The 25,352-nt window shown below is 63.3% G+C and carries 26 protein-coding genes; 14 read left to right on the top strand and 12 right to left on the bottom strand.

Features of this window, described 5'->3' with window-relative positions:
• Window positions 1-97: 97 nt before the first annotated feature.
• Window positions 98-1,894, top strand: coding sequence for a POTRA domain-containing protein (locus tag IVB31_RS24160; RefSeq protein ID WP_247328569.1), 1,797 nt, complete (start codon window positions 98-100; stop codon window positions 1,892-1,894).
• Window positions 1,895-2,044: 150 nt separating this feature from the next.
• Complete coding sequence (locus tag IVB31_RS24155) at window positions 2,045-2,875, top strand: alpha/beta hydrolase (RefSeq protein ID WP_247328567.1); 831 nt, start codon at window positions 2,045-2,047, stop codon at window positions 2,873-2,875.
• A 346-nt stretch (window positions 2,876-3,221) separates the two neighbouring features.
• Here IVB31_RS24155 and IVB31_RS24150 read toward each other — a convergent pair whose 3' ends face one another.
• The 3 genes from IVB31_RS24150 to IVB31_RS24140 all read right to left on the bottom strand — a co-directional run bounded on the left by IVB31_RS24150 (window position 3,222) and on the right by IVB31_RS24140 (window position 4,688).
• Entirely contained in the window at window positions 3,222-3,563 is a 342-nt protein-coding gene (locus IVB31_RS24150; protein WP_247328564.1) for a phasin, read from the bottom strand.
• A 141-nt stretch (window positions 3,564-3,704) separates the two neighbouring features.
• Window positions 3,705-3,890 (bottom strand): hypothetical protein, encoded by a 186-nt coding sequence (locus IVB31_RS24145; RefSeq protein WP_247328561.1) that lies wholly within the window; start codon window positions 3,888-3,890, stop codon window positions 3,705-3,707.
• 390 nt (window positions 3,891-4,280) lie between these two features.
• Window positions 4,281-4,688: a hypothetical protein gene (locus tag IVB31_RS24140; protein WP_247328558.1), complete on the bottom strand. Its 408-nt coding sequence runs from the start codon at window positions 4,686-4,688 to the stop codon at window positions 4,281-4,283.
• A gap of 245 nt (window positions 4,689-4,933) precedes the next feature.
• Between IVB31_RS24140 and IVB31_RS24135 the strand changes: the two genes are divergently transcribed.
• Window positions 4,934-5,290 (top strand): hypothetical protein, encoded by a 357-nt coding sequence (locus tag IVB31_RS24135; RefSeq protein ID WP_247328554.1) that lies wholly within the window; start codon window positions 4,934-4,936, stop codon window positions 5,288-5,290.
• Between the two features lie 46 nt (window positions 5,291-5,336).
• Here IVB31_RS24135 and IVB31_RS24130 read toward each other — a convergent pair whose 3' ends face one another.
• Both IVB31_RS24130 and IVB31_RS24125 read right to left on the bottom strand, forming a co-directional pair.
• Window positions 5,337-5,912, bottom strand: a complete 576-nt coding sequence (locus IVB31_RS24130; protein WP_247328551.1) for a hypothetical protein — start codon at window positions 5,910-5,912, stop codon at window positions 5,337-5,339.
• Between the two features lie 46 nt (window positions 5,913-5,958).
• On the bottom strand, window positions 5,959-6,486 hold the full coding sequence (locus tag IVB31_RS24125; RefSeq protein ID WP_247328548.1) for a GcrA family cell cycle regulator: 528 nt from the start codon (window positions 6,484-6,486) through the stop codon (window positions 5,959-5,961).
• Between the two features lie 166 nt (window positions 6,487-6,652).
• On the opposite strand from IVB31_RS24125, the gene IVB31_RS24120 reads away from it, so the two are divergent.
• Window positions 6,653-7,261, top strand: a complete 609-nt coding sequence (locus IVB31_RS24120) for a S24 family peptidase (RefSeq protein ID WP_247328546.1) — start codon at window positions 6,653-6,655, stop codon at window positions 7,259-7,261.
• 96 nt (window positions 7,262-7,357) lie between these two features.
• Complete coding sequence (locus tag IVB31_RS24115; RefSeq protein ID WP_247328544.1) at window positions 7,358-7,633, top strand: hypothetical protein; 276 nt, start codon at window positions 7,358-7,360, stop codon at window positions 7,631-7,633.
• A gap of 136 nt (window positions 7,634-7,769) precedes the next feature.
• Here the strand turns inward: IVB31_RS24115 and IVB31_RS24110 are convergent, their stop codons facing one another.
• On the bottom strand, window positions 7,770-8,744 hold the full coding sequence (locus IVB31_RS24110) for a quinone oxidoreductase (RefSeq protein WP_247328542.1): 975 nt from the start codon (window positions 8,742-8,744) through the stop codon (window positions 7,770-7,772).
• A gap of 226 nt (window positions 8,745-8,970) precedes the next feature.
• On the opposite strand from IVB31_RS24110, the gene IVB31_RS24105 reads away from it, so the two are divergent.
• The 3 genes from IVB31_RS24105 (at window position 8,971) to IVB31_RS24095 (ending at window position 11,644) form a co-directional block, all read left to right on the top strand.
• On the top strand, window positions 8,971-9,171 hold the full coding sequence (locus IVB31_RS24105) for a hypothetical protein (protein ID WP_007612817.1): 201 nt from the start codon (window positions 8,971-8,973) through the stop codon (window positions 9,169-9,171).
• Between the two features lie 143 nt (window positions 9,172-9,314).
• Complete coding sequence (locus IVB31_RS24100) at window positions 9,315-10,262, top strand: MoxR family ATPase (RefSeq protein ID WP_247328540.1); 948 nt, start codon at window positions 9,315-9,317, stop codon at window positions 10,260-10,262.
• A gap of 5 nt (window positions 10,263-10,267) precedes the next feature.
• Window positions 10,268-11,644: a VWA domain-containing protein gene (locus tag IVB31_RS24095; protein WP_247328538.1), complete on the top strand. Its 1,377-nt coding sequence runs from the start codon at window positions 10,268-10,270 to the stop codon at window positions 11,642-11,644.
• Between the two features lie 16 nt (window positions 11,645-11,660).
• Here IVB31_RS24095 and IVB31_RS24090 read toward each other — a convergent pair whose 3' ends face one another.
• Entirely contained in the window at window positions 11,661-11,843 is a 183-nt protein-coding gene (locus tag IVB31_RS24090; RefSeq protein WP_247328536.1) for a hypothetical protein, read from the bottom strand.
• A gap of 349 nt (window positions 11,844-12,192) precedes the next feature.
• Between IVB31_RS24090 and IVB31_RS24085 the strand changes: the two genes are divergently transcribed.
• Window positions 12,193-12,414, top strand: coding sequence for a hypothetical protein (locus IVB31_RS24085; protein WP_247328534.1), 222 nt, complete (start codon window positions 12,193-12,195; stop codon window positions 12,412-12,414).
• A gap of 23 nt (window positions 12,415-12,437) precedes the next feature.
• On the opposite strand, the gene IVB31_RS24080 is transcribed toward IVB31_RS24085, so the two are convergent.
• The 3 genes from IVB31_RS24080 to IVB31_RS24070 are packed head-to-tail and all read right to left on the bottom strand — an operon-like array spanning window position 12,438 to window position 16,639.
• A complete protein-coding gene (locus tag IVB31_RS24080) occupies window positions 12,438-13,847 on the bottom strand; it encodes an NCS2 family permease (protein WP_247328532.1) in 1,410 nt (469 codons plus the stop codon).
• A 13-nt stretch (window positions 13,848-13,860) separates the two neighbouring features.
• Window positions 13,861-15,726: an adenine deaminase C-terminal domain-containing protein gene (locus IVB31_RS24075; RefSeq protein ID WP_247328530.1), complete on the bottom strand. Its 1,866-nt coding sequence runs from the start codon at window positions 15,724-15,726 to the stop codon at window positions 13,861-13,863.
• Between the two features lie 13 nt (window positions 15,727-15,739).
• Window positions 15,740-16,639, bottom strand: a complete 900-nt coding sequence (locus IVB31_RS24070) for a TetR family transcriptional regulator (protein WP_247328527.1) — start codon at window positions 16,637-16,639, stop codon at window positions 15,740-15,742.
• On the opposite strand from IVB31_RS24070, the gene IVB31_RS24065 reads away from it, so the two are divergent.
• Both IVB31_RS24065 and IVB31_RS24060 read left to right on the top strand, forming a co-directional pair.
• Window positions 16,638-17,651, top strand: coding sequence for a formamidase (locus tag IVB31_RS24065; protein ID WP_247328523.1), 1,014 nt, complete (start codon window positions 16,638-16,640; stop codon window positions 17,649-17,651). The genes IVB31_RS24070 and IVB31_RS24065 overlap by 2 nt on opposite strands.
• A gap of 86 nt (window positions 17,652-17,737) precedes the next feature.
• A complete protein-coding gene (locus tag IVB31_RS24060) occupies window positions 17,738-19,057 on the top strand; it encodes a dicarboxylate/amino acid:cation symporter (protein ID WP_247328521.1) in 1,320 nt (439 codons plus the stop codon).
• An 11-nt stretch (window positions 19,058-19,068) separates the two neighbouring features.
• Here the strand turns inward: IVB31_RS24060 and IVB31_RS24055 are convergent, their stop codons facing one another.
• Both IVB31_RS24055 and IVB31_RS24050 read right to left on the bottom strand, forming a co-directional pair.
• Window positions 19,069-20,442 carry a hypothetical protein gene (locus IVB31_RS24055; protein ID WP_247328519.1) on the bottom strand — a complete coding sequence of 458 codons (1,374 nt, stop codon included), beginning with the start codon at window positions 20,440-20,442 and terminating at the stop codon, window positions 19,069-19,071.
• A 98-nt stretch (window positions 20,443-20,540) separates the two neighbouring features.
• Complete coding sequence (locus IVB31_RS24050) at window positions 20,541-21,800, bottom strand: allantoate amidohydrolase (protein WP_247329195.1); 1,260 nt, start codon at window positions 21,798-21,800, stop codon at window positions 20,541-20,543.
• 400 nt (window positions 21,801-22,200) lie between these two features.
• Here IVB31_RS24050 and IVB31_RS24045 point away from each other — a divergent pair, with 400 nt between their 5' ends.
• From IVB31_RS24045 to IVB31_RS24035, 3 genes are read left to right on the top strand one after another with little or no spacing between them, the layout of a single operon-like run.
• Window positions 22,201-23,313: a BMP family ABC transporter substrate-binding protein gene (locus IVB31_RS24045; protein ID WP_247328517.1), complete on the top strand. Its 1,113-nt coding sequence runs from the start codon at window positions 22,201-22,203 to the stop codon at window positions 23,311-23,313.
• Window positions 23,310-24,422, top strand: a complete 1,113-nt coding sequence (locus IVB31_RS24040; protein ID WP_247328515.1) for an ABC transporter permease — start codon at window positions 23,310-23,312, stop codon at window positions 24,420-24,422. Before IVB31_RS24045 ends, IVB31_RS24040 begins: the two co-directional genes overlap by 4 nt.
• A gap of 1 nt (window position 24,423) precedes the next feature.
• Window positions 24,424-25,350 carry an ABC transporter permease gene (locus IVB31_RS24035; protein ID WP_247328512.1) on the top strand — a complete coding sequence of 309 codons (927 nt, stop codon included), beginning with the start codon at window positions 24,424-24,426 and terminating at the stop codon, window positions 25,348-25,350.
• Window positions 25,351-25,352: the final 2 nt, after the last annotated feature.

Raw genomic sequence — 25,352 nt, 5'->3', positions numbered from 1 at the left:
AGGGGTATCCGAAATCACTCAACATAGGATTAGCGGAAAGCGGATAGCGGAGCCGTCGCATTAACGGTTCATTGACCATAAAAAACTATGAAAAATCATGCGGCTAACGAATTCTTACCGTCTCACGGGCACTTCTCCGTCAAACTACGGGGAAAGACTCGTTGCGCGCGTTGAGAAACGGCATCTCCTTACCGCATTGGTGCTGTTGGTGCCGACTTTTGCGGGAGTTTCCCCCGCTTTCGCACAACAGGCGAACCAGCCGGGCTTCGATCCGCGCCAGCCCGAGAAATATTTTGAAAACCAAGCCGAGCGGGAATCGCTGGGCCGTCCTCCGGTCAGGCGACCGACAGTCGGCCAGCCCAATACCGGCGGCGATACCAAGCCGCAGTTCGTGCTGCGCAGCATCCAAGTCAGCGGAGCCCAGGCCGTCTCCCCCGATCGCATCGCCGCGGTCTACCAGCCCTATGTCGGCAAGAAGGTTTCGCAAGCGGATCTCGCCGTGATTGCCGGCGCGATCAGCGATCTCTACCGCGCCGATGGATTTCACCTGAGCCGGGCGATCGTGCCGCCGCAGGACATTGCCGACGGCCTGGTCCGGATTCAGGTGGTCGAAGGCGCCATCGTGCAGGCCGAGTTGAAAGGCGACGGCGCCGAGCAGTTCGGCGTGAGACCGATGCTTGGGCCCGTTCTGGCGGAGCAACCGTCACGCCTGGCAACGCTGGAACGTCAACTTTTCCTCATCAACGGCAGGCCGGGCGTCAGGATCACCGATACTGCGCTGGAGGAGATCGGCGGTTCGACCGGCCGCTTCCGCCTCATCGTCTATTTGAAGACCTGGCACGTCTTCTCGTCGTTCGGCCTGGACAATCTCGGCTCGTCCTCAGTCGGCCCGTGGCAGACCTACGCGACCGGCGCGTTCAACTCCTACCTCACGCCCGGCGACACGCTGGCCGTCAATCTATCCACCATTGCCAACGACCCGCGCGAGCTCGGCTTCGCACGGCTGTCCTATGACGCGCCCGTCGGCGTCGACGGCGTGCGTCTCGGCGGGTCCGTCCTGTACAGCGCGGTGCGGCCGGGCGATGCCCGCCGCCTCGACAGCGACATCACCACGACCGAAGCGTTCGAGCTGCGTGCCAGCATCGTCCCGTTGCAGTCGCAATCCTCCTCGCTGACCCTGACTGCGGCGACGACCTTCAGCAATGTGTCCGAACATGACCTTTACGGCCCTTGGTACAACGACCACATCAGGACCGCGAGCCTGAGCGCCGATTACCGGGTCCAGGATCATTTCGGCGGCACCAATTTCGCGACGCTGTCCTATCGACAGGGCCTCGACATTTTCGGCGCCTCGCATTTCGACGATGATCTTTTGTCGCGTGACGGTGCGTCATCGAACTTCTCGGTGCTGAACCTCTGGTTCACGCGCTACCAGACATTCAATGACATTTGGTCGTTCAAGCTCTCCGCTGCGAGCCAGACGGCGTCGCGGCCGCTGTTCACCTCGCAGCAATTCTATCTCGGCGGCGCTGCCTTCGGCCGGGGCTATGGCGCGGCTGAGATCAGCGGCGACAACGGTCTTGCCGGCTCACTCGAACTGCGCTTCGACCAGAAGCTCAATTTCCGCTACTGGACCGGCTATCAGCTTTACGCCTTTGGCGACGCCGGCGCAGTCTGGAACGACGGTTACCGCCTGAACGACGGCTTGGCGTTGACCTCTGCCGGGGCGGGCGTGCGATTCTTTCTGCCGGACGATTTCCAGGCCGATCTCGGCGTGGCCGTCCCGTTGAGCTACCGGGCGCCCGACAACGAGCGCCGCAGCCCGCGCTTCCTGTTCACACTGTCGAGCGCATTCCGGCTCTGCCCCGAACGCGGCAAGGGCGGCTGCCTCTAGCCGAGCGGCCTTCTTCGCTGCATGCCTTGCGGCCCTTTTGCGGCCCTCCTCACAGACTTGCCTAAATTTAATCCCGTAGCCTGCTCACGATCGCTCGATCCGGGAGCTTCCGATGACCATGTTCAGCCGATAGTGATTTGAGACCGGTCCATGAAAAGGGTGTTTGCAGTTCTGGCGTTTCTTTGCGTGATCGGCGTCGGCCAGTATTTCGTCGTCAGCCGGTTCGCGATCCGCCATGAGGTTTTGACCCTGTTCGACGCCTCGCGCCAGCGGCCGATTACGATCGAGGTCGCGGTGCGGCGCGACTACGAGACCAAGGCCAATCTCGGCCTGTGGAAGCTTCCGCTTGCCATCATCAGCAACGGCAACACCGTCAAGGCCACCGAGTATTCCTTCCTCGCCAACGTGCTCGCGGCGCGCGGCTATCTCGTTGCCAGCATCCAGCAGGACCTGCCCAGCGATCCGCCACTGATGACCCATGTCGGCCAGCAATATGTCGGCCGGCGCGAGGTCTACATACGCTGCGAGGCCAATATCCTCTTCACCCTGGGCGAACTGAAGAAACGGCAGGAGAACACCGACTACGACCACGTCACTCTCGTTGGGCATTCCAATGGCGGCGACGTCTCCATGTATGTCGCCCATCAGCATCCGGAGCTGGTGTCGAAAGTGATCACGCTCGACAATCTGCGCGTGCCCTTCGTACTCAGCGACAACATGAAGATCCTGTCGTTTCGCTCCAAGGATCCGCATTTCCAGACCGATCCCGGCGTGCTTCCAACACCTGAGGAGGCGAAGGCGCTTGGCATCGACATCGTCCATACCGGCGCGCAGCACACCGAGATGAGCGATCGCGGTCCCGACGCGGTCAAGGAGAAAATCCAGGCGACACTCGACCGCTTCCTGCGTGACAGTGCCAGCAGCGCGCTCGCGCCGGCCGATACGAGAAGCCCGATGATCATGAACCCCGGCGACTATTAGCCGCGACTCCTTTGCGGCAGATCAAGGCTGGCCCAGGCCGGCCACGATAGGAAGGACCTCACCATTTCGGAGAGGCACGTGTCGCACTCCATCGAAAGCCCAGATACGAAAAGTCTTGATACGGCAAGCTTTGGCCTGCCCGCGGCAAGGATGCCGAGATTCGCGCGGCATCTCTATCGTTCGGCCCGCAGGCTGCTGCGATCGATCATCGTCCGCATCGACCTCTTGCAATTTCCGGGCTCGTGTTGCGGATGAGCACGGCTTCGCGCGAGTGCCACAAAATGCTGATCCCTGCCGGAGGACCGACAGGGATCAGCAGATTTGGGCACAGCCTACACACCAGCGATCAAGACTTGCCCTTGCCCGGCTGCATGAGACTGCCGGTCATCTGGCGCATGTGGTCTCCGGCGCTGGTGAACTGGCTGCGCAGGAAATCCGATTGGATTCGCATCGCCTCCTGAAGGTCGGTGGCATGAACGAGCTTGCGAGCATGCTCGAATGCCGACTTCATGTTCTGCTCCGTGAAAGCGAGCGCCTGCTTCGACACCTCCGCCCCCGCGCCCGGAACGGTCGTCATCGATTTGGTGGCGGCTTCGAAAAACATGCCGAATGCCTTTTCCGCCTGGTCAATCGTCTTCTCGGCCAGGTCGCGCAGTTCGGCCGGAACTTCGAGCTTCGGTTCGATCATGGTCGCACTCCTCCCTTTTTCTGAACTGAATACCACACTTGCCGGATCGCCTTCCAGCGTCCAGCCGGGGCAAACGTCGCCGGGCGGCCGCTTCCGGCAGGAAAACGAAGGTCAAGGCTTGAGGCCGGCGCGCAGCCAGGCTTAAGAGAGGGGGGGGGCGGGAAGGGTTTCTTCGATGGCGAGGTCTTCGACCAGTTTGATGACCTCGAAACGCTGCCGGGGCGCGAGCTTCAGAAACGCACGGAGCAGGCGCAGGCTTTCAACGGTGCTGCTTGCCGGCGCGCCGAGCTTGAGGTGCAGTTCAGCCGCGAAATTGAGGTTTTTCATCTCGCACCTATGACAAGCATCGGCCTACGTGATCCGACATCGAGGTCCCAACTCGAGAACCGAACGCCATAACCGGATGCCATGGCGACGGCGAGCTCTCGGCCGGGGAGCCCCGGCGGGTTAGCACACTGAGCAACATGTCCGAACGGACAGCCCCAACCGAACAGGTTGCAATTATGCCAAGGAACAACCCCTCCGGCAAGCCCGACGGTTGACGTAGCGATGCTTCGTCTGCATCGCGCTACGGCAATTCCGGATAACAGGAATATGGCCCGCCGTCACCCACCTGCGTCAAGAAGCGTCAACAATCACGTGTCCCGGCCTCGATCGCAGTCAATCGGCGCTGCATCTGCCTTGTTTCAGATGTGAATGGACATTGGCGGGCGCCAACTAGTGCTTCTTCAGCGTATACACGTAATTGTTGAGTCCGATCTCGGCGGTTGTATCGTCGACGAAATGAACGTCGATCTCACAGCCGGTCTCCAGCGTCCGGATCGGGGCATCTGCGAAGCCGAGCGAGGCGGCAAGCGCCTTGGGATCGACCTTTTTGTCGGCACGCCGCATCTCGTCGAATGCACCCTGGAAGATCATGGCGGGGCCATAATCCGTGACCTTGTACTGCGGCCTTCCGCAGGCAAGGGGACCGGGTCCTGAAATCTCTCTCGGCTTGAAGGCAACCGCCTTTCCCATCAGCCGCGCCCGCTCGGTGTCGTCAGGCTTGCGTTGCGGATCGGCCCATGGCGCCGCCACGGCGCTCGTGAAGGTCCAGTTGCCGATGTAGAACGGATCGGCAGCCATGGCGGTGTCTGCTGCGCCAAGAGACATGAGGACGCAAACTGTGCCGGTGAATTTCATCTGATCCGTCCCCTCGAGCTGTTGGAATTGGACGCGGCTCTTCGCATCAGGGTTCATCGGGCGGCCAGCCGTGAACCGGTGTTGAGGCGCGAACGACAAAGCGGTTGCGAAACAGTCACGCAGATCGCGGGCGCCATGGCCGATAGGCTGATCGATTCGGGCGCGCGCCAGCACCAAAGGACGACGGCATGCTTTCTCGCTGCGATCTCATCAAGGGCGCCGCAGTCGCGCTTCTCACCCTCTCGATACAAGGCGCATGGGCGCAGGAGACCAGGATGAACCTGTTCAAGATCGTCACCATCAAGGACGAAATCGTCGTCGGATTGTCGGCGGAGGAGCTTCAGGCGCTCGGCGGCAATGATGCAAGCGCGATTGCACACGCTCTCGTGCAGAAGGGTGATCTCACCGTCTGGCAATACAACGTGCATCGCGGTCCGAACGGGGAATTGCAGCAGGCGCCGACTGCCAGGATCGGGCTCTTGGCCAACGCCTCGCTCCGCGTCGAGCCCTACACCACGCCCTACCAGATCCTGCCGCATCCCTGAGCAGCAGACTGGCACGGCGGCGACCGAGACCGCACGAGCGCCGTTGTCATCTGCGCTGCCCTGCACGCAGTGTCCCCGTTTCCGTCGCAAAGCCATAGATCAGCGCCAACCGGTCCAGGCATTCACGAAAACGCCGCGCAAAATAGTCGTTCCAGCGCTGGGTACGGACGGCGCGACGCTGGCCGATCTCGTCCATGGTCAGGCCCAGCACCAACACGTCGTGTACCAGCGCGGCGCCGTCGGTGCCGAGTTCGCGCTCGACCCGGTTCAGCCGCAGCACCGCCTGGCGCTGGCTCTCGGTGACGGGCTCTCGCGTGCGCGCGCCATCGACATATTCGCGGGTCGGATCCATCGCCTGGGGGCCCCGCTCGGCCCTCTCCCAATCGTTCTGGAAGGCGCGTCCGCCGCGATATTGCGCCTCGTCGATCTGATGGTGGGCGTGCAGCCGGCCGAGCGGATCGCTGCGGACCGACCGCACGGCCATGATCTTCTCTCCGGGGTCGAGCGCCAGCGGATTGTCGACCTCGACTTCCGCCACCTCCGCATTGAACGGCACCTCGCGCGAGCGCCGGTCGTGGATCTTCGTCAACTTATAGGACTTGTTGCGTCGGGCACGCGCCACTCGGATACTCCTTGCGAAATTGACGATCGAACGGGTGACCGTGAGGTCAGGCTGCAGAGACCAGCCTCAGCACGACGGGACCGGCAAGGCGGGCGGCCCCAGCTCCAGCGCGGCACGTCAGGCGCGCATGCGGCGCGCAATAGCTCGAGCCGGGCTGGCGCGGATGGCCGCAGAAGGTAATCGCCTCCCCGTCCTTGTCGCCGCCGTAGGGATAGCGGCAGTCGTCGCGAGCGAGTTCGACCAACGGGACCAGGCGCGGCTGGACGCCGACGCAGCGCAACTTGACCGGCGCGGCCGGCTTCAGCGCGGATTTCGGCGGCAGGTTCAGTGACGCAGGACGGTGCGGGAGGATGAGACAGGCTCCAGACGGCGACGTCGGCACGATCGACGGACTCGTCACCCGCACCTGCACGATCAGCCCGAGCCGTTTGGCGCGGCCGGCCACAGCGTTGCGCGTGTAAGCCGTTCCAAACCTTGCGTTAATCTGTCTTCCGATGTCCGCGTAAGACATCCCCTTGAGAAAATAGTCGCGAAGCGCGTCGGAGTGCTCCGACGGCCAATGGCCCGGTTCCATATTGCTGTCCTGTGATATGCCCCCTCCGATCGCACGATCGCGAGGCGGAGTTCACATTCCGGTATTCCGAAGTTGGTGTCAAGCAATATTTCTGATATTCATAATTGCATCAATTCCGAATTTCGGATTACAAGAGGCGGAACGATGGACAATCGAGGGAATCACCATGTTGGACGCGGCAATGATCGAGCGGGGCCTGGAAAAGACGGGCAAGAGCAAGGGCGGCCTGGCAGCAGCCATGGGCGTGCGGCCCGGCGCGGTCTCGGAGATCCTCGGCGGCGAACGCCTGGTGAAGGCCTCGGAAATCATTCCGATCATGGAATATCTCGAGCTCAATCTTGCGCCGATCATGGGCCGCGTCGGCGCGGGTGCCGTGATCGAGCCGGATTATGAGCAGGTTCCCCCGGAGGGTCTCGGCGACATCGCGCTGCCCTTCCCGATCATGGAAGAGACCATCGCATTCGAGATCGTGGGCGATTCGATGCTGCCCAAATACGAGAGCGGCGACGTGATCGTGGTCTACAAGGACCAGCGCCACCCGCTGTCGAGCTTCTACGGCGAAGAGGCCGTGGTTCGGCTCAAGACCGGCGAGCGCTATCTGAAGACCATCGAGCGGGGCAAATCCCCCTCCGTCGTCAATCTCAGCAGCTTCAATGCCAAGCAGATCGTCGGCGTGAAACTGGAGTGGGTCGGCGAGATCTGCCTGTCCATGCCCAAGGGCCAGCTCGAGCGGCTGCGCGCCAAGTCGGCGCGCCCTCGCAAGAAGAGCAAGTAGGCTAACTTCCGGTTTTTCGAAGTACAGCTTGACTTAATTCCGTTTTTCGGAAATACTCTGCCGTGCCCGACCGTCGGGGAACGGCAGGATCGTTTCATGCAGTATTTCGTCGTGATGATCGACTATGGGCGGCGCGGCCGCGAGGCGGTCGTCGACCCTGAAATCACCCGGCGCGAGGTCATCTCCCGCGTCGCGTCAGGTGAATATCGAAACATCTCGTTCATCCAGGAAATCGTGGAGAATTCGGTCGAAGACGTGACCGAGGCGATCCTCGCTGAGGCTGCCCTGCCCCGGATCCCGCCCGAAGACGTCGACCTCCAGGCGATCCGGCTCGATCACGTCCGTGATCTGTGCAAGCACGAGCGGACGTGACGCAGGCCTAGAACCCAGTTCCGATGGAGTCGGAACTGGGTTCTAGATTCTCGTTTTGACCCGTTTTCTTTACGCGAACCGTATCCACTTCGCTTGAAAACGCTCTGGCAGGCCTGCGCCACAGCCCGGTCCGAGATCACACCGTGAGGACGGTCGATCCGGTGGTCTTGCGCGCGGCGAGATCGGCATGCGCCTTGGCGGCGTCCTTCAGTGGATAGGTCTGGTGCACCTCGATCTTGACCGCGCCGGACTTGACGACGTCGAACAGCTCGCCCGCCATCGCGACCAGGCTTTCACGCTTGGCGGCGTAGGTGAACAGCGTCGGCCGGGTGACGTAGAGCGAGCCCTTCTGCGCGAGCAAGCCGAGATTGAGCGGCTCGACGGCGCCGGAGGACGCGCCGAACAGCGCGGCGACGCCGAGCGGCGCGAGGCAGTCGAGCGACTTCAGGAACGTGTCCTTGCCCACGGAATCATAGACCACCGGCACCTTCTTGCCGCCGGTGATCTCGTCGACGCGCTTCACGAAATCCTCGCGCGTGTAGATGATGACGTGGTCGCAGCCATGCGCCTTGGCGAGCTTGGCTTTCTCCTCGTTGCTGACGGTGCCGATCACGGTCGCGCCGAGATGTTTCGCCCACTGACTCAGGATCAGGCCAACGCCCCCGGCGGCCGCATGGAGCAGGATGGTGTCGCCGGCCTTCACGCGATAGGTCTGCCGGATCAGATATTGCGTGGTGAGCCCCTTCAGCATCATCGCCGCCGCGGTCTTGTCGTCGACACCGTCGGGCAGCTTCAATAGCCGGTCCGCCGGGATCAGTCGCGCTTCGGAATAGGCTCCGAGCGGCGAGGCGCCATAGGCGACGCGATCGCCCGGCTTCAGATCGGTGACACCGGGCCCGACTTCCTCGATAATTCCGGCCGCCTCGCTGCCGAGACCGCTCGGCAATTGGGCAGGATAGACGCCAGAGCGATTGTAGATGTCGACGAAGTTGAGACCGACGGCGGTGTGACGGATTCGCGCCTCGCCCGGTCCGGGCTTGCCGACACTGACCTCCTCCCAGACCAGGACTTCCGGACCACCAGTCTGGTGAAAGCGAATGGCATGCGTCATGGGCGTTGCTCCCTTATCGTTGAGGTAAAAGTCCGAAGACCGGATGGGCCTTTTGAAATAGGCAGTTGGTCCGCCTGTTACAGTATGGAAGACGTAACAAGAATGTCACAGCGAACGACAAACCTCCGCCGTTCCATCTCTGTTCGAAAGAGTTGATGTCGGTCTTGGGCCGACCGGCAGTAGCCTTTGCGCGGGGTTTGGTGGTCGCCTGCGAAGGAGAGCCGAGATGCCAGCTTATGTACAGCATCATCAGGATATCGAGATCGCGCCTGTGATTTGCCCCGCGTGCATGGGGTTCCTGCCGATGTATGTGCGCGAGGTCGAACCGCATTGGAGCCTTGCCAAGATCGACTTCGTCTATGAATGCGCCGATTGCGGCGCCGAGGTCAGACAGACCATCCGCAAGCCGGAGCTGCTGCGGCACTGATCGCACGGTCGACCAACCGCAAGTATTGCGCTAAGCGGAAAAACGGCCGCTCGCGCGGGTCTGGTCCTTCCCAAACGAGGCTTGTTCTTTGCCGTGAACGCAGGCAGAACAAGCTCAAGCAAGACCTTTGGGAGCGCCCATTCGTGGCTGAACAGAAGCCCTCGACAGCGATCGAGGCAGTGGAGAGCGGCCTCGCCGCGCAAGGCTATATCGCGAGCCGGCAGATCGCGACGGCCGTCTATTTGTCGCAACAGATCGAGAAGCCGATTCTGGTCGAGGGCCCCGCGGGCGTCGGCAAGACCGAACTCGCCAAGGCGATCGCGGCTTGGCGCGGCATGAAGATGATCCGCCTGCAATGCTATGAAGGCCTCGACGAGGCCAAGGCGCTCTACGAGTGGAAATACGCCAAGCAGCTTCTTTACACCCAGATCCTGAAGGACAAGCTCGGCGAAGTCCTCGGCGGTGCGCAGACGCTGGATGCGGCACTCGACCAGCTCCACGATTTCGGCGACGTGTTCTTCTCCAAGGAATTCGTCGAGCCGCGGCCGCTGCTGCAAGCGCTGGAGCATCCGGGCGGCTGCGTGCTGCTGATCGACGAGATCGACAAGTCGGACGCGGAATTCGAATCGCTGCTGCTGGAAATACTCTCCGACTTCCAGGTCACGATCCCCGAACTCGGCACCGTCTCTGCGATCACGCCGCCGACGGTGATCCTCACCTCCAACAGCGAGCGCGATCTCGGCGACGCCTTGAAGCGGCGCTGCCTGCATCTGCATATCGGCTTCCCCGAGCAGCGGCTCGAGGAGCGCATCGTCGAGAGCCGCGTCCCCAACATCTCGCAGACGCTGCGGCGGCAGATGGTCGGCTTCATCCACGAAATCCGCTCGCTCGACCTCAAGAAGCTGCCCTCGGTCAGTGAGACCATCGACTGGGCGCGCGTGCTGGTGCTGCTGCAGGCTTCCGAGCTCGACACTGACATCGTCAAGGACACGCTCAACGTGCTCCTGAAATACGAGGCCGACATCGAGGCGGCTCAGCCTCAGATTACGACCTTCATTGCCAAGGCAGCACGATCCAACGTCTTCGGTTGACGCCGATGCGCGAGAATATTCATCGTTTCTTCCGTGCGGCACGCGGCGCCGGCGTCCATGTCTCGCCTGCCGAAAGCATCGATGCGATGCGTGCCGTCGCGCAGGTCGGCGTGTCCGACCGAACCATCCTGCGCGATGCGCTGCTTCTGACGCTCGCCAAGTCGCAGGATGAAAAGCTCGCGCTCGGTGACTGTTTTGATCTGTTCTTCAGCCAGCCGGAGCCGCGGCCGGATCAGCCCGAGGTCGACAGGGAGGACGGTTCGCAAGGTACGGATCGGTCGCCCTCCTCCAGTTCGGCCAGCGAAGCGGGCGAAGGTCAGCCTCCCGAGGGATTGGGCCCGCTGGCGCAGATGCTGTTGTCGCAGGATCGCAACGCGATCGCAGCCGCGATCGCCAGCGCCTCAGGTGCGGCCTCCCTGTCCGACATCCGCTACTCCACCCAGCGCGGCATCTTCTCCAGCCGCATCCTCGATGCCATGGGACTCCAGCGGCTGCGCGACGATCTGGACGAGTTGACAGCGACCAACCCGGCCCTGGCCGAGCGGCTTCGCACCGCGCTCGATGCCTTCCGCGAGGCGGTGCGCGACACCGTCGCGCAGGGGCTTGCGCTCTACGCCCGCGAAGAGGCTGAGAACCTCCGCAACGAGATTCTGCGCAACGCGCCGCTTGCCCGCATCGAGCGGCGCCAGGTCGCGGAGATGCGCGCTTTGATCCGTCAGATCGCGCGGCGCCTGCGCGAGCGCTATTCGAAACCACGCAAGCGCCAGCGCCGCGGTCATCTCGACGTTCGCCGCACGCTGCGCCGCAACGCCGCCTGGGGCGGCGTGCCGTTCCTCACCGCATGGAAGCGCAAGCACCGCGACCGGCCGAAGATTGTGGCCCTCTGCGACGTCTCCGGCTCAGTCGCGCAAGTCTCCGATTTTTTCCTGCTCCTGATCCATTCGCTGCACGAGGTGGTCGACGACGTCAGCTCCTTTGCCTTCTCTTCGCATTTGATCGACGTCAGCGACATTCTGGAATCGAAATCGCCGGAAGAGGCGATGGCCGAGATCATGTCCAAGGTCGGCTTCGGCTCCTCCGATTACGGCTCGTCGCTGGTCGATTTCGAGAAAGAGTTTATGAGCACGCTGACACCGCGGACCACGGTGATCGTGCTCGGCGATGCCCGCAGCAACAATCTCGATCCTCGCGCCGACATCCTGCGCCGCATCTCCGAACGTTCGAAGCGTCTGGTGTGGCTCAATCCCGAGGGACGGCTCGCCTGGGGTTTTGGCGACTCGGAAATGCCACGCTACGCGACCTTTTGCAGCATCGTGCGCCAATGCGCCACCGCCCAGCAACTCGAGCGCGCGGTGTCCGATATCGTGGCGACTTACCAGTAAGCGGCGACGGCTCGCGTCAGGCGGCGGTCAGTTCGGCCCGGACCAGATTGCACTCCCCGAAGTGATACGCGATTTCGTCGAGCGCGCGCTGTTCCCATTCCTGGGCCTGCGCGAGCCAGAACATCCGGCGCTCCGAATCCAGCGCGGCGCGCTCACGGCACAGAAATTCCTGTTTGCGAATTTCCACCAGCCTGTTCATGCACTCACACTCCTGTTGTGTGAAGCCAATCCCGCGAATCAGCGTAGCAGAGTTCCAAGCCTCTCGCCTCATGATTTCGATGCACATCGCGACCCAGAATGGGACAGCGACGCTTCCCGTGCGCTGCAGTAGCTCGCGCCGCACAATCAAGCGCAGATCATCAATTAGTGATCCGAGATCCGGGACGATATTCGGCTGTAAATGATCTTGACCGTTGTGACGCAACGATCTGCGGCAATTTGTGAAGAGACGTTCTAGACAGCTCACCGAATTCCCGACTCATTATAGTCGCATGATTTTCATGGGGCGCCGCTAACAGGGGCGCGAACGGACCATTGCTTGAGGCAACATGAACGACGACTTCGACTTCGATCTCTCGACGGACCAGTGGGAGGTTCTGAAAGCGCTTCGCAATCCCGGCTCGCGCGGTCGCCTCACGAAGACCTACGTCGTCCAAGACCTCGTCAAGCTCGGCCTTGTCGTGATCAAGGACGGCGTTCCCGCGATGACGTCTACAGGGCGCAAGGTGCTGGTGCGCGGATCCTGCCGCCTCCTTGACCTGGTGGCCTAGGCTTTTCGCGCCATCCGGACATCTCAAAAGATCTGCGCGGTCACGGCCGCATAAGCGATGAACACCACCCCGAGACCCCAGACCATCGCGGGAATCCGCGTCCGCCGGCCCATCGCGACCTCCAGTGCGATATAGCTCAGCGTCCCCAGCGCCATTCCGTTGATGAGATTGTTGGTCAGCACAGTGACCAGCAGCGTCAGCACGATGGGCACGGCGTTGACCAGATCGTTCATGTCGATGCGCGCGAGGCCCTGCATCATCAGCACGCCGACGAGCACCAACGCGGGTGCGGTTGCTTGCGGTGGAATGATGACGAAGACGGGCCAGAAGAACAAGGCGAGGCAGAAGAATGCCGCGACCGTCAGCGATGTCAGGCCGGTGCGTCCCCCGGCCTGCACGCCGGTGATCGACTCGATATAGGCCGTCACCACCGATGTGCCGAGCAGCGGGCCGACGATGGACGCCGTCGCATCGGTGGCGAAGGCGGCGGTGGCATTCGGGATCGAGCCATCCGGGCGGCGCAGATTGGCGGCACCGGTCACCCCGATCAGCGTTCCCAAGGTCGAGAAGAACTCGGCACACAGGAAGTAGAACAGCAGCGGCAACGCCACGACAAAGTGACTGACGAGGTAGCCGACGTCGAGTGCCATAAAGGTGCTGGTGGGCCAGCGCGGCCATGACAGGATCGCCGACGGCACCGAGGTCACCATTTTGCCGTTAGCGCCGGGAACGAAGAAGCCGATCAAGGTCAGCACGGCGATCGACAGGATCAGTCCGCCGGGAATACGCCGCGCCACCAGGACCGGCGTGAGCAGCAGACCTGCAAGCGTCAGCAGCACCGGCGGGCTGCGCAGCGATCCCATGGCGATATAGGTCGAGGGGTTCTGCACCACGAAGCCTGCACCGCGCAGCGCGATGAACACGATCAGGGTGCCGACCGCGGCCTGGATGCCGATCTTCAACGCTTCGGGAACGTCCCGTGCGATACGCTCGCGCAGCTTCGACAGGCTGAGGATCAGGAACAACACGCCCGTAAAGGCGACCATGGCGAGCGCCCCTTGCCAGGGCATGCCCATCTGCTTGACGATCACATAGGTGAAGATGACGTTGGAGCCCATCGCGGGCGCAACGGCGAGCGGCAGGTTGGCCCAAAGCCCCATCATCACAGAACCGAAGATCGCGGCCAGCGCCGTCGCGCTGACGAGATCGGCACGGTCCATTCCCGCATTGGACATGATCGCCGGGTTCACTGCGATAATATAGGCCATCGCCGCGAACGTGGTCGCACCGGCCATCACCTCGCGGCCAACGCTCGTGCCGCGGTCGGTGAGCCGGAAGATGCGGTCGAGCGCGCCTCCAGCGGCGCTCGATTGCACGGCGGGACCTGACGCAGCCTCGGTGGTCGCCGCCTGCGGCGGAGTCATCTCGTTCATCGCAGTCGCTCCTCTACCAGACCACCGGGTGCGCTTCGCCCGTCTGCACGTTGATGAATCCGAGTGGCGCCTGCTCACAGGGCGCAACCAGCACCCAGCTCCAGGGCGCGCAGGTCAGCGTCGCAAACATCAGACGCTCCGGAAATCCGGGATACCAGCGCGGCCGGAAAGTCGGCTCATACATCCAGTCCACCTTGCGGCCCTCCGCATAGAGCGCCTGCATCTCGGCATCGAGCGCGTGCGCCGATCGACAGCTCATCAATCCGCCGACCTCGAACCGCACGGTGGCGACGAGCTCGCCTTCGCGCACCAGCGCCCAGCCTCCTTGAAGCTCGACCAGCGCGTTCACGGCCTTGGCCATCGCGGCGTCCGACGAGCCGACCACCCAGATGTTGTGCTTGTCGTGCGCGACCGAGCAGGCGACCGCGGTGTCCGGCGTGCGCGGTCCGCAGCCGCGCCAGAACATTTTTGCAACCCGGCCGTCACCGGAGAAGCGATCGACGATGGCAAACTTGGTGACGGCCTCGCCTTCATCGCGCTGCACGGCGCCGTCACGCACCGGCAATTCGAGGGTGTAGAACTCCGGATGCCAATGGAACGGGCGGATCACGGCGGCTTTCATCGTGGTGCGGCCGGGTGCGGCCGGCAGCTCGAAGTCGTCCGGCTGGATCGCGCGCTTGATATTCACCGTCCTGGTCGCCCAATCGGGCCAGGAGATTTCGGGGACCTTGCCCAAATAGCGCTTGCCTTCGGACACCTGCGCGCCGTCGGCCCAGACCTCGGCGATGGTCAATTTGGCCACATCAGAGAGCAGCACGACATCGCCAAAGCGCCCCGGGGCGAGGCTGCCGACGAACGGCGTGATGCGCATGTGCCGCGCGGGATTGATGGTCAGGCACTGGATCGCGACTTCCGGCGCGAGACCGGCTTCGATCGCGACCCGCGCGTTGTGATCGCTGGCGCCGAGCTCGAGCGTATGGCTGGCGCTGCGGTCGTCGGTGGTGAAGGCGATTTGCGACCAGTCCTGCAAACCCTTGGCGAGCAGCCAGGCGACGATCTCGGGCATGGCGTAGACGCGCAACTCGATGAAGAGGCCGCGGGTGAGCTTGTCCCAGGTTTCCTCCGGCGTCTGCACCTCATGGTCGGAGGCGAGCCCGGCCGCGGCAAAAGCGTTGATGGATGGCAGGTCCCGCAGACCGGAGGCATGGCCTTCGACGACCCCGCGGGCCGCGAACGTCGCCTCGATCATGCCCCATAGTCGCTTGTAAGACGGATTGTCGGGATTCCAGACCGCCGGCCAGTCCATGACTTCGTCGAGCCCGGTGACCATCAGGCTCTCGCGCATGAAGCTCGCCTGCTCGTCGTGACCATACCAGCCGCCGCCCCACTCATAGGCCGTGGGCGGCACCGCAGATCCGGGTTGCGGAAAGATTTTCAGCGGCGATCCGCGACGGCGTGCCTCGAACCAGAATTCGAGATTGCGTGCGCCGTTGACATTGGAGAATTCGTGGCTCGCCTCGCACGTCCAGGTATTGCCATGCGGCAGCACCAGCGCCGCCTCCCATTCCGGCGTCAGATGCGAGCTTTCGATATGCTTGTGCACTTCACCGAAGCCTGGCACGGCGGCAAGATCCGGCCGATGCACGCGCTCGCGCACTTCGCCGGGATAGCTGCCGGCCGGCCCGACCCAGGCGATGCGTCGGCCCTTGAAGACGATCTCCTGATCCTCGCTCCAGGTGCGGCTATGTACGTCGAGCAACCTGCCGACCCGCAAGGAGCGATCGGCCGGGCGGCGACCAAGTGCCGTCAGCACCAGGTCCTGGCGGATGCGAACCTCGTCGGCCGCGGTGATCAGGAGATCGTCGGGTATCGCATTCATGGCCTGCCTCAATCTACGCCGGCTCTTTCGCAGCCGCAGTTCGCTTCCGCGGCGATTTGCCAGACTTGCCAGTACGCGCCGCGGCGGCATCGCGCTGACGGACATCTTTTAAAAGTGTAGTGAGCGCCCACTCGATTGCGTCCGCGATCTCGGCGCTGGACATGCCGAAGTCCTCACGCATCGCATTCCAGGCCAGCACGTTGTTGAGATAGGACGCGAGCGCCTCCGCCTGGCGGACCTCCCTGGCGGGGAGATGCCGCACCAGCGGCGCCATCGCCTTGCGATGCTGCTCGATCAGATGGCGCCGGAAGTCGGCGCGCACCCTTCGGCCCGTCCGCGTCGCTGCGATGGCCCGCGCCAGATGCGGATGACGATCAAACCGCTTGCACAACTTGCGGAAGATCTCGGGCAGCTCATCGGGCGAGGCGAAGGGAATATAGCTGAAGACATTGTCCTCGATCCATTCGCCGGCCGCCGCAGACAGCTCCGCACGGGTCTTGAAGTGCCGATAGACGGTTCGCTCGGCCACCTTCGCGCGCCTGGCCACCGCGGCCATGGAGATGTCGTCCGCCGCCTCGTCCTCCAGCGTCTCAACAAAGGCCGCAACGATGCGCTGCCGTGTCATCTCTGCATATTCGTCACGAAGGCTGGCGATATGTCGCTTTGCTGTACTCATGTCATAAGTCTGACATTGGGCGGATTGGAGGGTCAAGCCGAGACTTGAGGCACGGCGCGCCGCAACAATGTGCGTCGGCCTCCTCTGGGGAGCGCCACGGTCCTCTCGCGCACGAGTTTCGCCTGCCGCCTGAAAAATGGACTTTTGCGCGCCGTCAAAATCGGATTTGCTCTGTCGGAAACTGCGCGCAACGGTGCTGCGCGGACGGCAAGGAAGCCGACGATGGGAGCTGATCATGAACGGGCTTGGCGGGTTGAACAAATCGCCTGAGGGCGTCGTCATCGGGCTGGTGCAGTTGCAACTGCCGAACGTCGTGACCCGAGCCGATCTTGCGAAACAGACCGAGCGCATCGTCTGGATGGTCGGCAAGGCCCGCCGCAATCTCTCCACCATGGACCTGGTGGTCTTCCCCGAATATTCGCTGCATGGGCTCTCGATGGACACCAATCCGGAGATCATGTGCCGGCTCGACGGGCCTGAGGTCACCGCCTTCAAGAAGGCTTGCATCGACAACAGGATCTGGGGCTGCTTCTCCATCATGGAGTTCAACCCGCACGGCAACCCCTACAATTCCGGCCTGATCATCGACGACCACGGCGAGATCAAGCTGTACTACCGAAAACTTCATCCCTGGATTCCGGTCGAGCCGTGGGAGCCGGGCGACATCGGCATTCCCGTGATCGAGGGGCCGAACGGTGCGAAGATCGCGCTGATCATCTGCCATGACGGCATGTTCCCGGAGATGGCGCGGGAATGCGCCTACAAGGGCGCGGAGATCATGATCCGCACCGCCGGTTACACCGCGCCGATTCGCGACGCCTGGCGCTTCACCAACCAAGCCAATTCGTTCCAGAACCTGATGGTGACAGCGAACGTCTGCATGTGCGGCTCCGACGGCTCGTTCGACTCCATGGGCGAAGGCATGATCGTCAATTTCGATGGCTCGGTGCTGGCGCACGGCACCACCGGCCGCGCCGACGAGATCATCACCGCCGAGGTACGGCCCGACCTCGTGCGCGAGGCTCGCATCAATTGGGGCGTCGAGAACAACATCTACCAGATCTGGCACCGCGGCTATGTCGCGGTGAAGGGCGGTGCGATGGACTGCCCTTACACCTTCATGCAGGACATGGTCGCGGGCACCTACCGCCTGCCGTGGGAGGACCAGGTCAAGGTCACCGACGGCACCTCCTGCGGCTTCCCGGCACCGACACGGATGTTCGGCAAGACGGCGAAGGCGGCGGAATAGGCCGTTTCCAGCGGAAAACGCGACAATCTGGCACGGGAGTTGCTCCTTCTTGACGTCCAAGACGCGTCAAATCGGGGGAGTTCACCATGTCGACCATTGCCGCGGCCCCGGCCGCCGAGCCCAAGCCGCTTTACACCTCGCTGTTCGTCCAGGTCCTGGCCGCGCTCGTGCTCGGCATCATCCTCGGCATGGCCACTCCGGACTTCGCCGTCAGCCTCAAGATCCTCAGCGACGCCTTCCTGAAGCTGATCTCGATGATCGTGGCCCCGATCGTGTTCTGCGTCGTCGTGCACGGCATTGCCGGCGCCGGCGACCTCAAGAAGGTCGGCCGGGTCGGCGTCAAGGCGCTGCTCTATTTCGAGGTGATGACAACTGTGGCGCTTGTGGTCGGCCTCGTGCTCGCCTACCTCTTCGGCCCCGGCCACGGTATGAACATCGATCCCTCGACGCTCGATGCCAAAGCGCTCAACACCTATGCCGACAACGCCCACAAGCTGCAGGGCGGCGGCATCGGTTCCTTCCTGCTCAACGTGATCCCGACCACCTCGTTCGACGCGCTGTCGCGCAACGACGTCCTCCAGGTGTTGTTCTTCGCCGTGCTGTTTGGCGTCGGTCTCGCGCTCGTCGGCGGCGAGAAGGGCAAGCTCGTGACGTCCATCATCGACGCTGCCTCGACCGTTCTGTTCCGCGTCATGGGGCTTATTGTTCGGATTGCTCCACTTGGCGTGCTCGGCGCGGTCGCCTACACCGTCGGCAAATACGGCGTCGGCTCCTTGAAGCAGCTCGTCTCGCTGGTGATGCTGTTCTACGTCTCGGTCGGCATCTTCGTGCTGGGCGTGCTCGGCAGCGTGATGGCGCTGGCCGGCATTAACATCCTCAAATTCCTCGCCTACCTGCGCGAGGAACTGACCATCGTGCTCGCGACGGCCTCCTCCGACGCAGTGCTGCCGCAGATCATGAAGAAGCTGGAGCGGATGGGCGTCAAGGATTCCGTGGTCGGCCTCGTCATTCCGACCGGCTATTCCTTCAACCTCGACGCCTTCTCGATCTACCTGACGCTCGCCGTCGTCTTCATCGCGCAGGCGACCAACACGCCGTTGTCCTTCGGCGACCTCCTGCTCGTGCTCGGCGTCTCCCTGATCACGTCGAAGGGCGCGCACGGCGTGCCCGGCTCGGCGATCGTGATCCTGGCGGCGACGCTCAACGCGGTGCCGAGTATTCCCGCGATCGGCCTGGTGCTGGTTTTGTCGGTCGACTGGTTCATCGGCATGGCCCGCGCGGTCGGCAACCTCACCGGCAACTGCGTCGCCACCGTGGTGGTGGCCGCCTGGGAAGGCGACCTCGATCGCGCCAAGGCGGCCAAGGTGCTGGAGGGCGGCGAGTTGGTGGACGTGACGGCGGGATAGCGCCGGACGGATCAATCATTCCAATGGAGGAGCGGCGTTCCATACGCCCTCCTCCAGACGGACAGGAAACGCGGAAACCAGGAGTGGGCCACGGCGCCCTTATAGGCCCAGGTGCGATATTTCAGGCCCTGCTCCGAGATCAGTTCCTGATAGCCGCCGTGGACTTCGGTCGCGGTCCGAATGTCCTTCAGAATTCCTTGGGCGCAGGAACGGTAGGTCTCGCTCCCCGAGAATTCATCGTAGTCCAGCATGCGATCCGCGAACTCGACGTTGAACGTCGGCCAGGAGGAACGTCCCTGGTAGGCCGGAGCCGCAATCTTGTGGATCATCTTGTTCCGCGGATTATCCGCGGACACCAGGAAGTGGAACGTGCTGGGGATGCGAAAGCGCGGCTCCGCAATGACCAGATCCGCAGTGGCCGCGAACAGCGCGCGCTCGCTTTCCTCGTTCATATCCCAGAAGCCGCGATGCACGCTGACGAAATCAAGCGCAACCGAGGACGCCGGCGAACCCGTGGCGCCATCGAGGGAATGCCTGATATAGCCGTCTTTGCCGAACAGGCGGAGCAGGTCCTTCTTGTACTGCGCGAGGTCGCGCCCGAACAGCCGCTTCAGCTCGGTCTCCTCGACGACTCCGAGCTGCACGCCCCACACGAACGTCGTGTAGACGCAGGCATTGGTGACGAAACGCCTGCGCTCGGCGCGCGTGTCCGTTGCCGCGGAGCGAGGAGCGCTGGCATCGCACAGCAAATGCCTGGTGCCGTCATCATTGAACGGCTCGAGCTCGCCGGCGAGCTGGAGGATCGCGCGCTTCAGGTCACCGCCGTATTCCGCCAGCAGCAGGCGGCCGGCATGCGCACATTGCGACATCGCCAGATGGGACGACGTCCTCTCCTCGGCGGAGAGCATCTGTTGGAGACCGGCCAAAATGCCGAGCAGCGTATCCGAGGGGCGCGAGAAATAGTTTACGCCGAGGTAGCGGGCGCGTCCCGCCGGGACGATGGTCGTCGTGACGACATCAGCGCGAACCGCCTCCAGCAGCAGGCGGACGCTCTTTTCGAGCAGACGAACCCGCCGCACCGCGTCCTGCGAATCCATGATGGTCTCGGGGTCGAGAATGTCCGGATAGAACCAGGCGAAGTCGCGCGGATAGTACGCGGAGGCGTGCGGCGCGCCGGTAACGAGGAATGCCTCGGTCGCCGAAAAGGCGCTGTCCATCGAGTGCCGGTACAGGTCCTCGATGGCCGTCAGCGAATGATGCGACTGCCTCAGGAATCGATCGCCGAGAAAATTCACCGCCTGAAGGGCGTTGGCGACGAAGGTCGCAGCGGCGCCTTGGTAGAACCGATTTTCGCGATGGGATGGGAAAGAGATGTCGCTGTTCATGTGCGCCGTCGAATGATGTCTCGTGGTGCCGGCGGTAAGCCGTCACCATTCTAGACGTGTCTGATTCGTGTCTCTATCCGGTGACTTGCGGGATCGACTTAACCTTCCCGCGGCCGAAAATTCTCGATCACCCGCAGCAGCACCCGCGCGCCGGCATCGGCATCGGCGGGCTCGACATGCTCGTCCGGGTGATGGCTGATACCGCCGCGGCAGCGGACGAAGATCATGCCGACGTCGGCGATGTCGATCATGGCCATGCCGTCGTGCCCGGCTCCGCTCGGCAGCTCGAACACGGGAAAACGTTCTGCTTTGATTGCCTGCGCGATCTGGTCCTTCAGCCACGGCGCGCAAGGCGCGGTGCGATTCTCGTGGGTGACGTCGAGCTGAAGCGACAATTGGCGGCGCTTTGCGATGGCTTCGATCTGCCTGACGACATCGGCGACCGCGCGCTTGCGGTGCATGTCCGTCGGCGCCCGCATGTCGATGGTGAAGGACACCTCGCCCGGAATGACGTTGGTCGCGCCTGGCCTCGCCTGGATGTAGCCGACGGTACCGACCAACCCGCTCTCGTCGGTCCGGCAAAACTGCTCGATTGCGCCGATGCATTCGGCAGCGCCAGCGAGCGCGTCACGCCGAAGCGCCATCGGCACCGTGCCCGCGTGCCCTGCCATGCCGGTCAGCCGCGCGGCAAGCCGTGTCGCGCCCGCAATCGCGGTGACCACGCCGACGGGCAGGTTCTGTGCTTCCAGCACGGGCCCTTGCTCGATGTGCAGTTCGAGATAGGCAAGCAGTTCGCGCCGGGCCCGCGCGGCCCCACCGATATGGTCAGGGTCAAGCCCGAACTGCACCATCGCATCGCGCATGGACACGCCATCGCGGTCGCGTGTGTTCAGGACGCTTTCGTCAAAAGTGCCGGCCACCGCGCGGCTGCCGAGCAAGGTCGAGGCAAAGCGCACCCCCTCCTCATCGGCAAAGCCCACGATTTCGATCGCGAACGGCAGGCGCTTGCCGCGGCGATTGAGATCGGCGACGCAGGCGATCCCTGTGATCACGCCCAGCGGCCCGTCCCATTTGCCGGCGTCGCGCACGGTATCGTAGTGCGAGCCCAGCATCAGGCAAGGCACGCCCGGCCGCTCGCCTTCGTAGCGCCCGCAGACATTGCCGATCGCGTCGAGATGCGCACTCATGCCGGCATCGCGCATCCAGGCCAGGATGAGGTCTGCGGCCTTGCGCAGCTCGCTGCTCAGGTAGATGCGGGTGAGCTTGTCGCCTTCTTCCGAGATCGCGGCGAGCTCGTTGATGCGGCGGACGATCTCTTCGCCGAGCGATGTAGTTTGAACGGCGTTAGCAGCAGCCATCTCGGCGAGCTTTCCATCTCTTGGGACCGCTGCAGCGGCGGTCCTGGCGGCAATCGATACAAGTTCGGTGCCAGCGAAATCACGAGCGCTGTTTTGATACGCGCGTGGGGTAGCATGAATGAGGGTAGCCGGCAGGCGGTAGCTCCCGTCATGCACACGGGGTGAGGTGGCTGGGCTGCTTAACTCCATTGCATACAACAGACGAATACTGCCTAAAAAATCACCTGCCGATTTCCTCGGCAAGATTCGATAAGTTTTAAAACACAATATTTTTCAGCAAGTTACGAACACCTGATCGCTTCGCAACCTCTGGCATGAAGCTTGCGACATCTCCTTCCGGGCTTCGCTAGACCGGCGCAGCCGCGAGATTAAGGCGGTACATCCGCCAAGGGAGCGAGCAATGGATTTTGGCAGGATTTCACGACGTCATTTGTTGCAGGGCGGCGCGGCCCTCACCCTCGGCGCGGCAGCGGGCGTCCGCCCGGCCTTCGCGGCCGAGACGACCATCGGCTTCATCTATGTCGGCTCGCGCGACGACTACGGCTATAACCAGGCGCATGCGCAGGGCGCCGCAGCGCTCAAGAAGATTCCCGGCCTCAAGGTCGTCGAGGAAGAGAAGGTGCCTGAGACGGACGCGGTCGAGAAGACGATCGAGTCCATGATCAATCTCGACGGCGCCACCCTGCTGTTCCCGACCTCGTTCGGCTACTACAACCCGCACATGATCAAGATGGCCAACAAGTTCCCGAAGCTTCGCTTCGAGCACTGCGGCGGCTTGTGGAGCGACAAGGACCCGAAGAACGCCGGCAGCTATTTCGGCTATATCGACGAGGCCCAGTACATCTCGGGCATCATCGCCGGCTACACCTCCAAGAGCGGCAAGCTCGGTTTCGTCGCGGCTAAACCCATTCCGCAGGTGCTGCGCAACATCAACGCCTTCGCGCTCGGCGCCAAGCTCGCCAATCCCAAGGCCACGACCCAGGTGATCTTCACCGGCGACTGGTCGATGCCGGTCAAGGAAGCCGAGGCCACCAACAGCCTGATCGACCAAGGCGTGGACGTGCTCACTTGTCACGTCGACGGTCCGAAAACCATGGTCGAGAACGCCGCGCGCCGCGGCGCCTTCGTCTGCGGCTATCACACCAACCAGTCGCCGCTCGCGCCGAAGGCGTATCTCACCGGCGCGGAGTGGAACTGGGAGGCGCTCTATCCGAAATTCGTGAAGATGATCGCCGCCGGCGAGAGCATCCCGAACTTCTATCGCGGCGGCCTCAAGGAAGAGATCGTCAAGACCTCGCCCTATGGCGAAGCGGTCTCCGCCGAAGCGCGCAAGCATGCCGACGACGTCAAGGCAAAATTCCTGTCGGCGGAAGGCTACGCCATCTTCAAGGGAGGCCTCGTCGACAACAAGGGCAAGTCTGTCATCGCGGCCGGCAACGATCGCGGCCAGAAGGACCCTGAACTGGAGAAGATGGACTATCTCGTCGAGGGCGTGATCGGAGCGACTTCGTGACATCGGAAGCCGCGGATCCTACTGAAGCGGTCGGGACAATTGCCCCGGCCGCCGATCCCGGCTTTCTCCAGCGCCACGGCGCGACAATCGAATACATCCTGATTCCGGGCGCGGCGCTTGCCGGCGCGCTCGTGGTCTTCGGCATCTTCGTCGCGATGTTCGGCAAGAACCCGCTCGATCTCTATTTCTACATGTATTACGGCGCCTTCGGCACCTGGTTCTCCTGGCAGAATACGCTGACGCGCGCAGCGCCATTGATCCTCACCGCCCTATGCACGGCGCTGCCCGCGCAGCTCGGCATGGTCATCATCGGCGGCGAAGGCGCGCTCCTGGTCGGCGCGCTGTCGGCGACAAGCGCCGCGCTGCTGCTTCAGAGCATGCCGCCGCTCATCGTGCAGATCGCCATGGTCATCGCCGGCGTGATCGGCGGCGGCTTGTGGATCATGCTGGCGGGCGCGCTGCGGCAATATCGCGGCGTCAACGAGACCATCTCGAGCCTGCTGCTCGTCTACATCGGCCTCGCAATCCTCAACCATCTCGTCGAAGGCGCGATGCGCGACCCGGCGAGCCTCAACAAGCCTTCGACCCGCGAGATCGGCGCCGCCAACATGATCGGCTCCATTCCCGGCACCGATGTGCATTGGGGTCTCGTCTTCGGTCTGATCGCCGCCATCGCGGCCTACATCCTGATCTATCACACCGTGTTCGGCTTCGCGGCGCGCGTCGCCGGCGGCAACATCCGCGCCGCCAAGATCGTTGGCCTCGGTGTCAGCAAGCTGATCCTGACCATCTGCTTCCTCGCTGGAGGAGCGGCAGGTCTTGCCGGCATGGTCGAGGTCGCCGCCGTGCAGGGGCGCACCAATGCCAATCTCGCGGCGGGCTACGGCTTCACCGGCATCCTCGTCGCCTTCCTTGCACGGCAAAATCCGCTCGCCATCATTCCCGTCGCGATCCTGCTCGGCGGCATCAGCGCCAGCGGTGGTCTATTGCAGCGCCGCCTCGGGTTACCGGATGCATCCGTGCTGGTGCTGCAAGGTATCATCTTCGTCTTCGTGCTGGCCAGCGATGCGCTCTACGGCCGCATCGGGTTTCTGAAGGGAAAGTCCTGAGATGGCAGACGGCTCGATCGGGCTTTGGACCGTTCCGCTCGCCGTGCTCGGCGGCGCCATTCGCGTCTCGACGCCCTTCCTGTTCGTGAGCCTGGGCGAATGCATCACCGAGCGTTCGGGGCGCATCAATCTCGGCCTCGAAGGCACGCTGGTGATGGGCGCGATGAGCGCCTACGGAATCTCCTACCTCACGGGATCACCATGGTTGGGCGTGCTCGCCGCCGGCATCACCGGCGCGCTTTTGGGCGCCCTGCATGCCGGCATCTGCTCGTTGCCGCGCGTCAACGACGTCGCGGTCGGCATCGCGCTGATGCTGTTCGGCACGGGCCTGGCTTTTTATCTTGGCAAGCCGCTGATCGAGCCCACCGCGCCGCGGCTGCCCGCGATCGATTTCGGCTGGTGGAGCGACATCCCGCAGGTCCGCGCCGCACTGCGCGTCAATGCGCTCTTCCTGATCGGCATCGCGCTCGCGCCAATTCTCTACTGGGCCTTCCGGACCACGCGTTGGGGCCTCCTGATCCGCACCGCGGGCGAGAGTTCGGACGCCGCGCGCGCCATGGGTCATTCCGTGCTGCTGATCCGTCTGCGCGCCACCATGGTCGGTGGCTTCCTCGCCGGCATCGGCGGCTCGTTCCTCTCGCTGTTCTATCCCGGAAGCTGGAACGAAGGCCTATCCTCGGGCCAGGGAATCACCGCCGTCGCACTCGTGATCTTCGCGCGCTGGGATCCCCTGCTCTGCCTGTGGGCTTCGCTTGCCTTCGGCGGCGCCGCAGCGCTTGGCCCCGCGCTGCAATCGGTCGGCGTGACCTCCGGCTATCACCTGTTCAACGCTGCGCCCTACATCCTCACGCTGGCGATCATGATCATCACCTGCTCGCCGAAACGCACGCTGACCGGAGCACCGGCCGAATTGTCCATCACCCGCTAGAG

The organism is Bradyrhizobium sp. 21 (assembly GCF_023073335.1).
In the GTDB taxonomy this organism is placed as follows: Bacteria; Pseudomonadota; Alphaproteobacteria; order Rhizobiales; family Xanthobacteraceae; genus Bradyrhizobium.
This window is presented reverse-complemented; position numbering and strand designations above follow the sequence as displayed.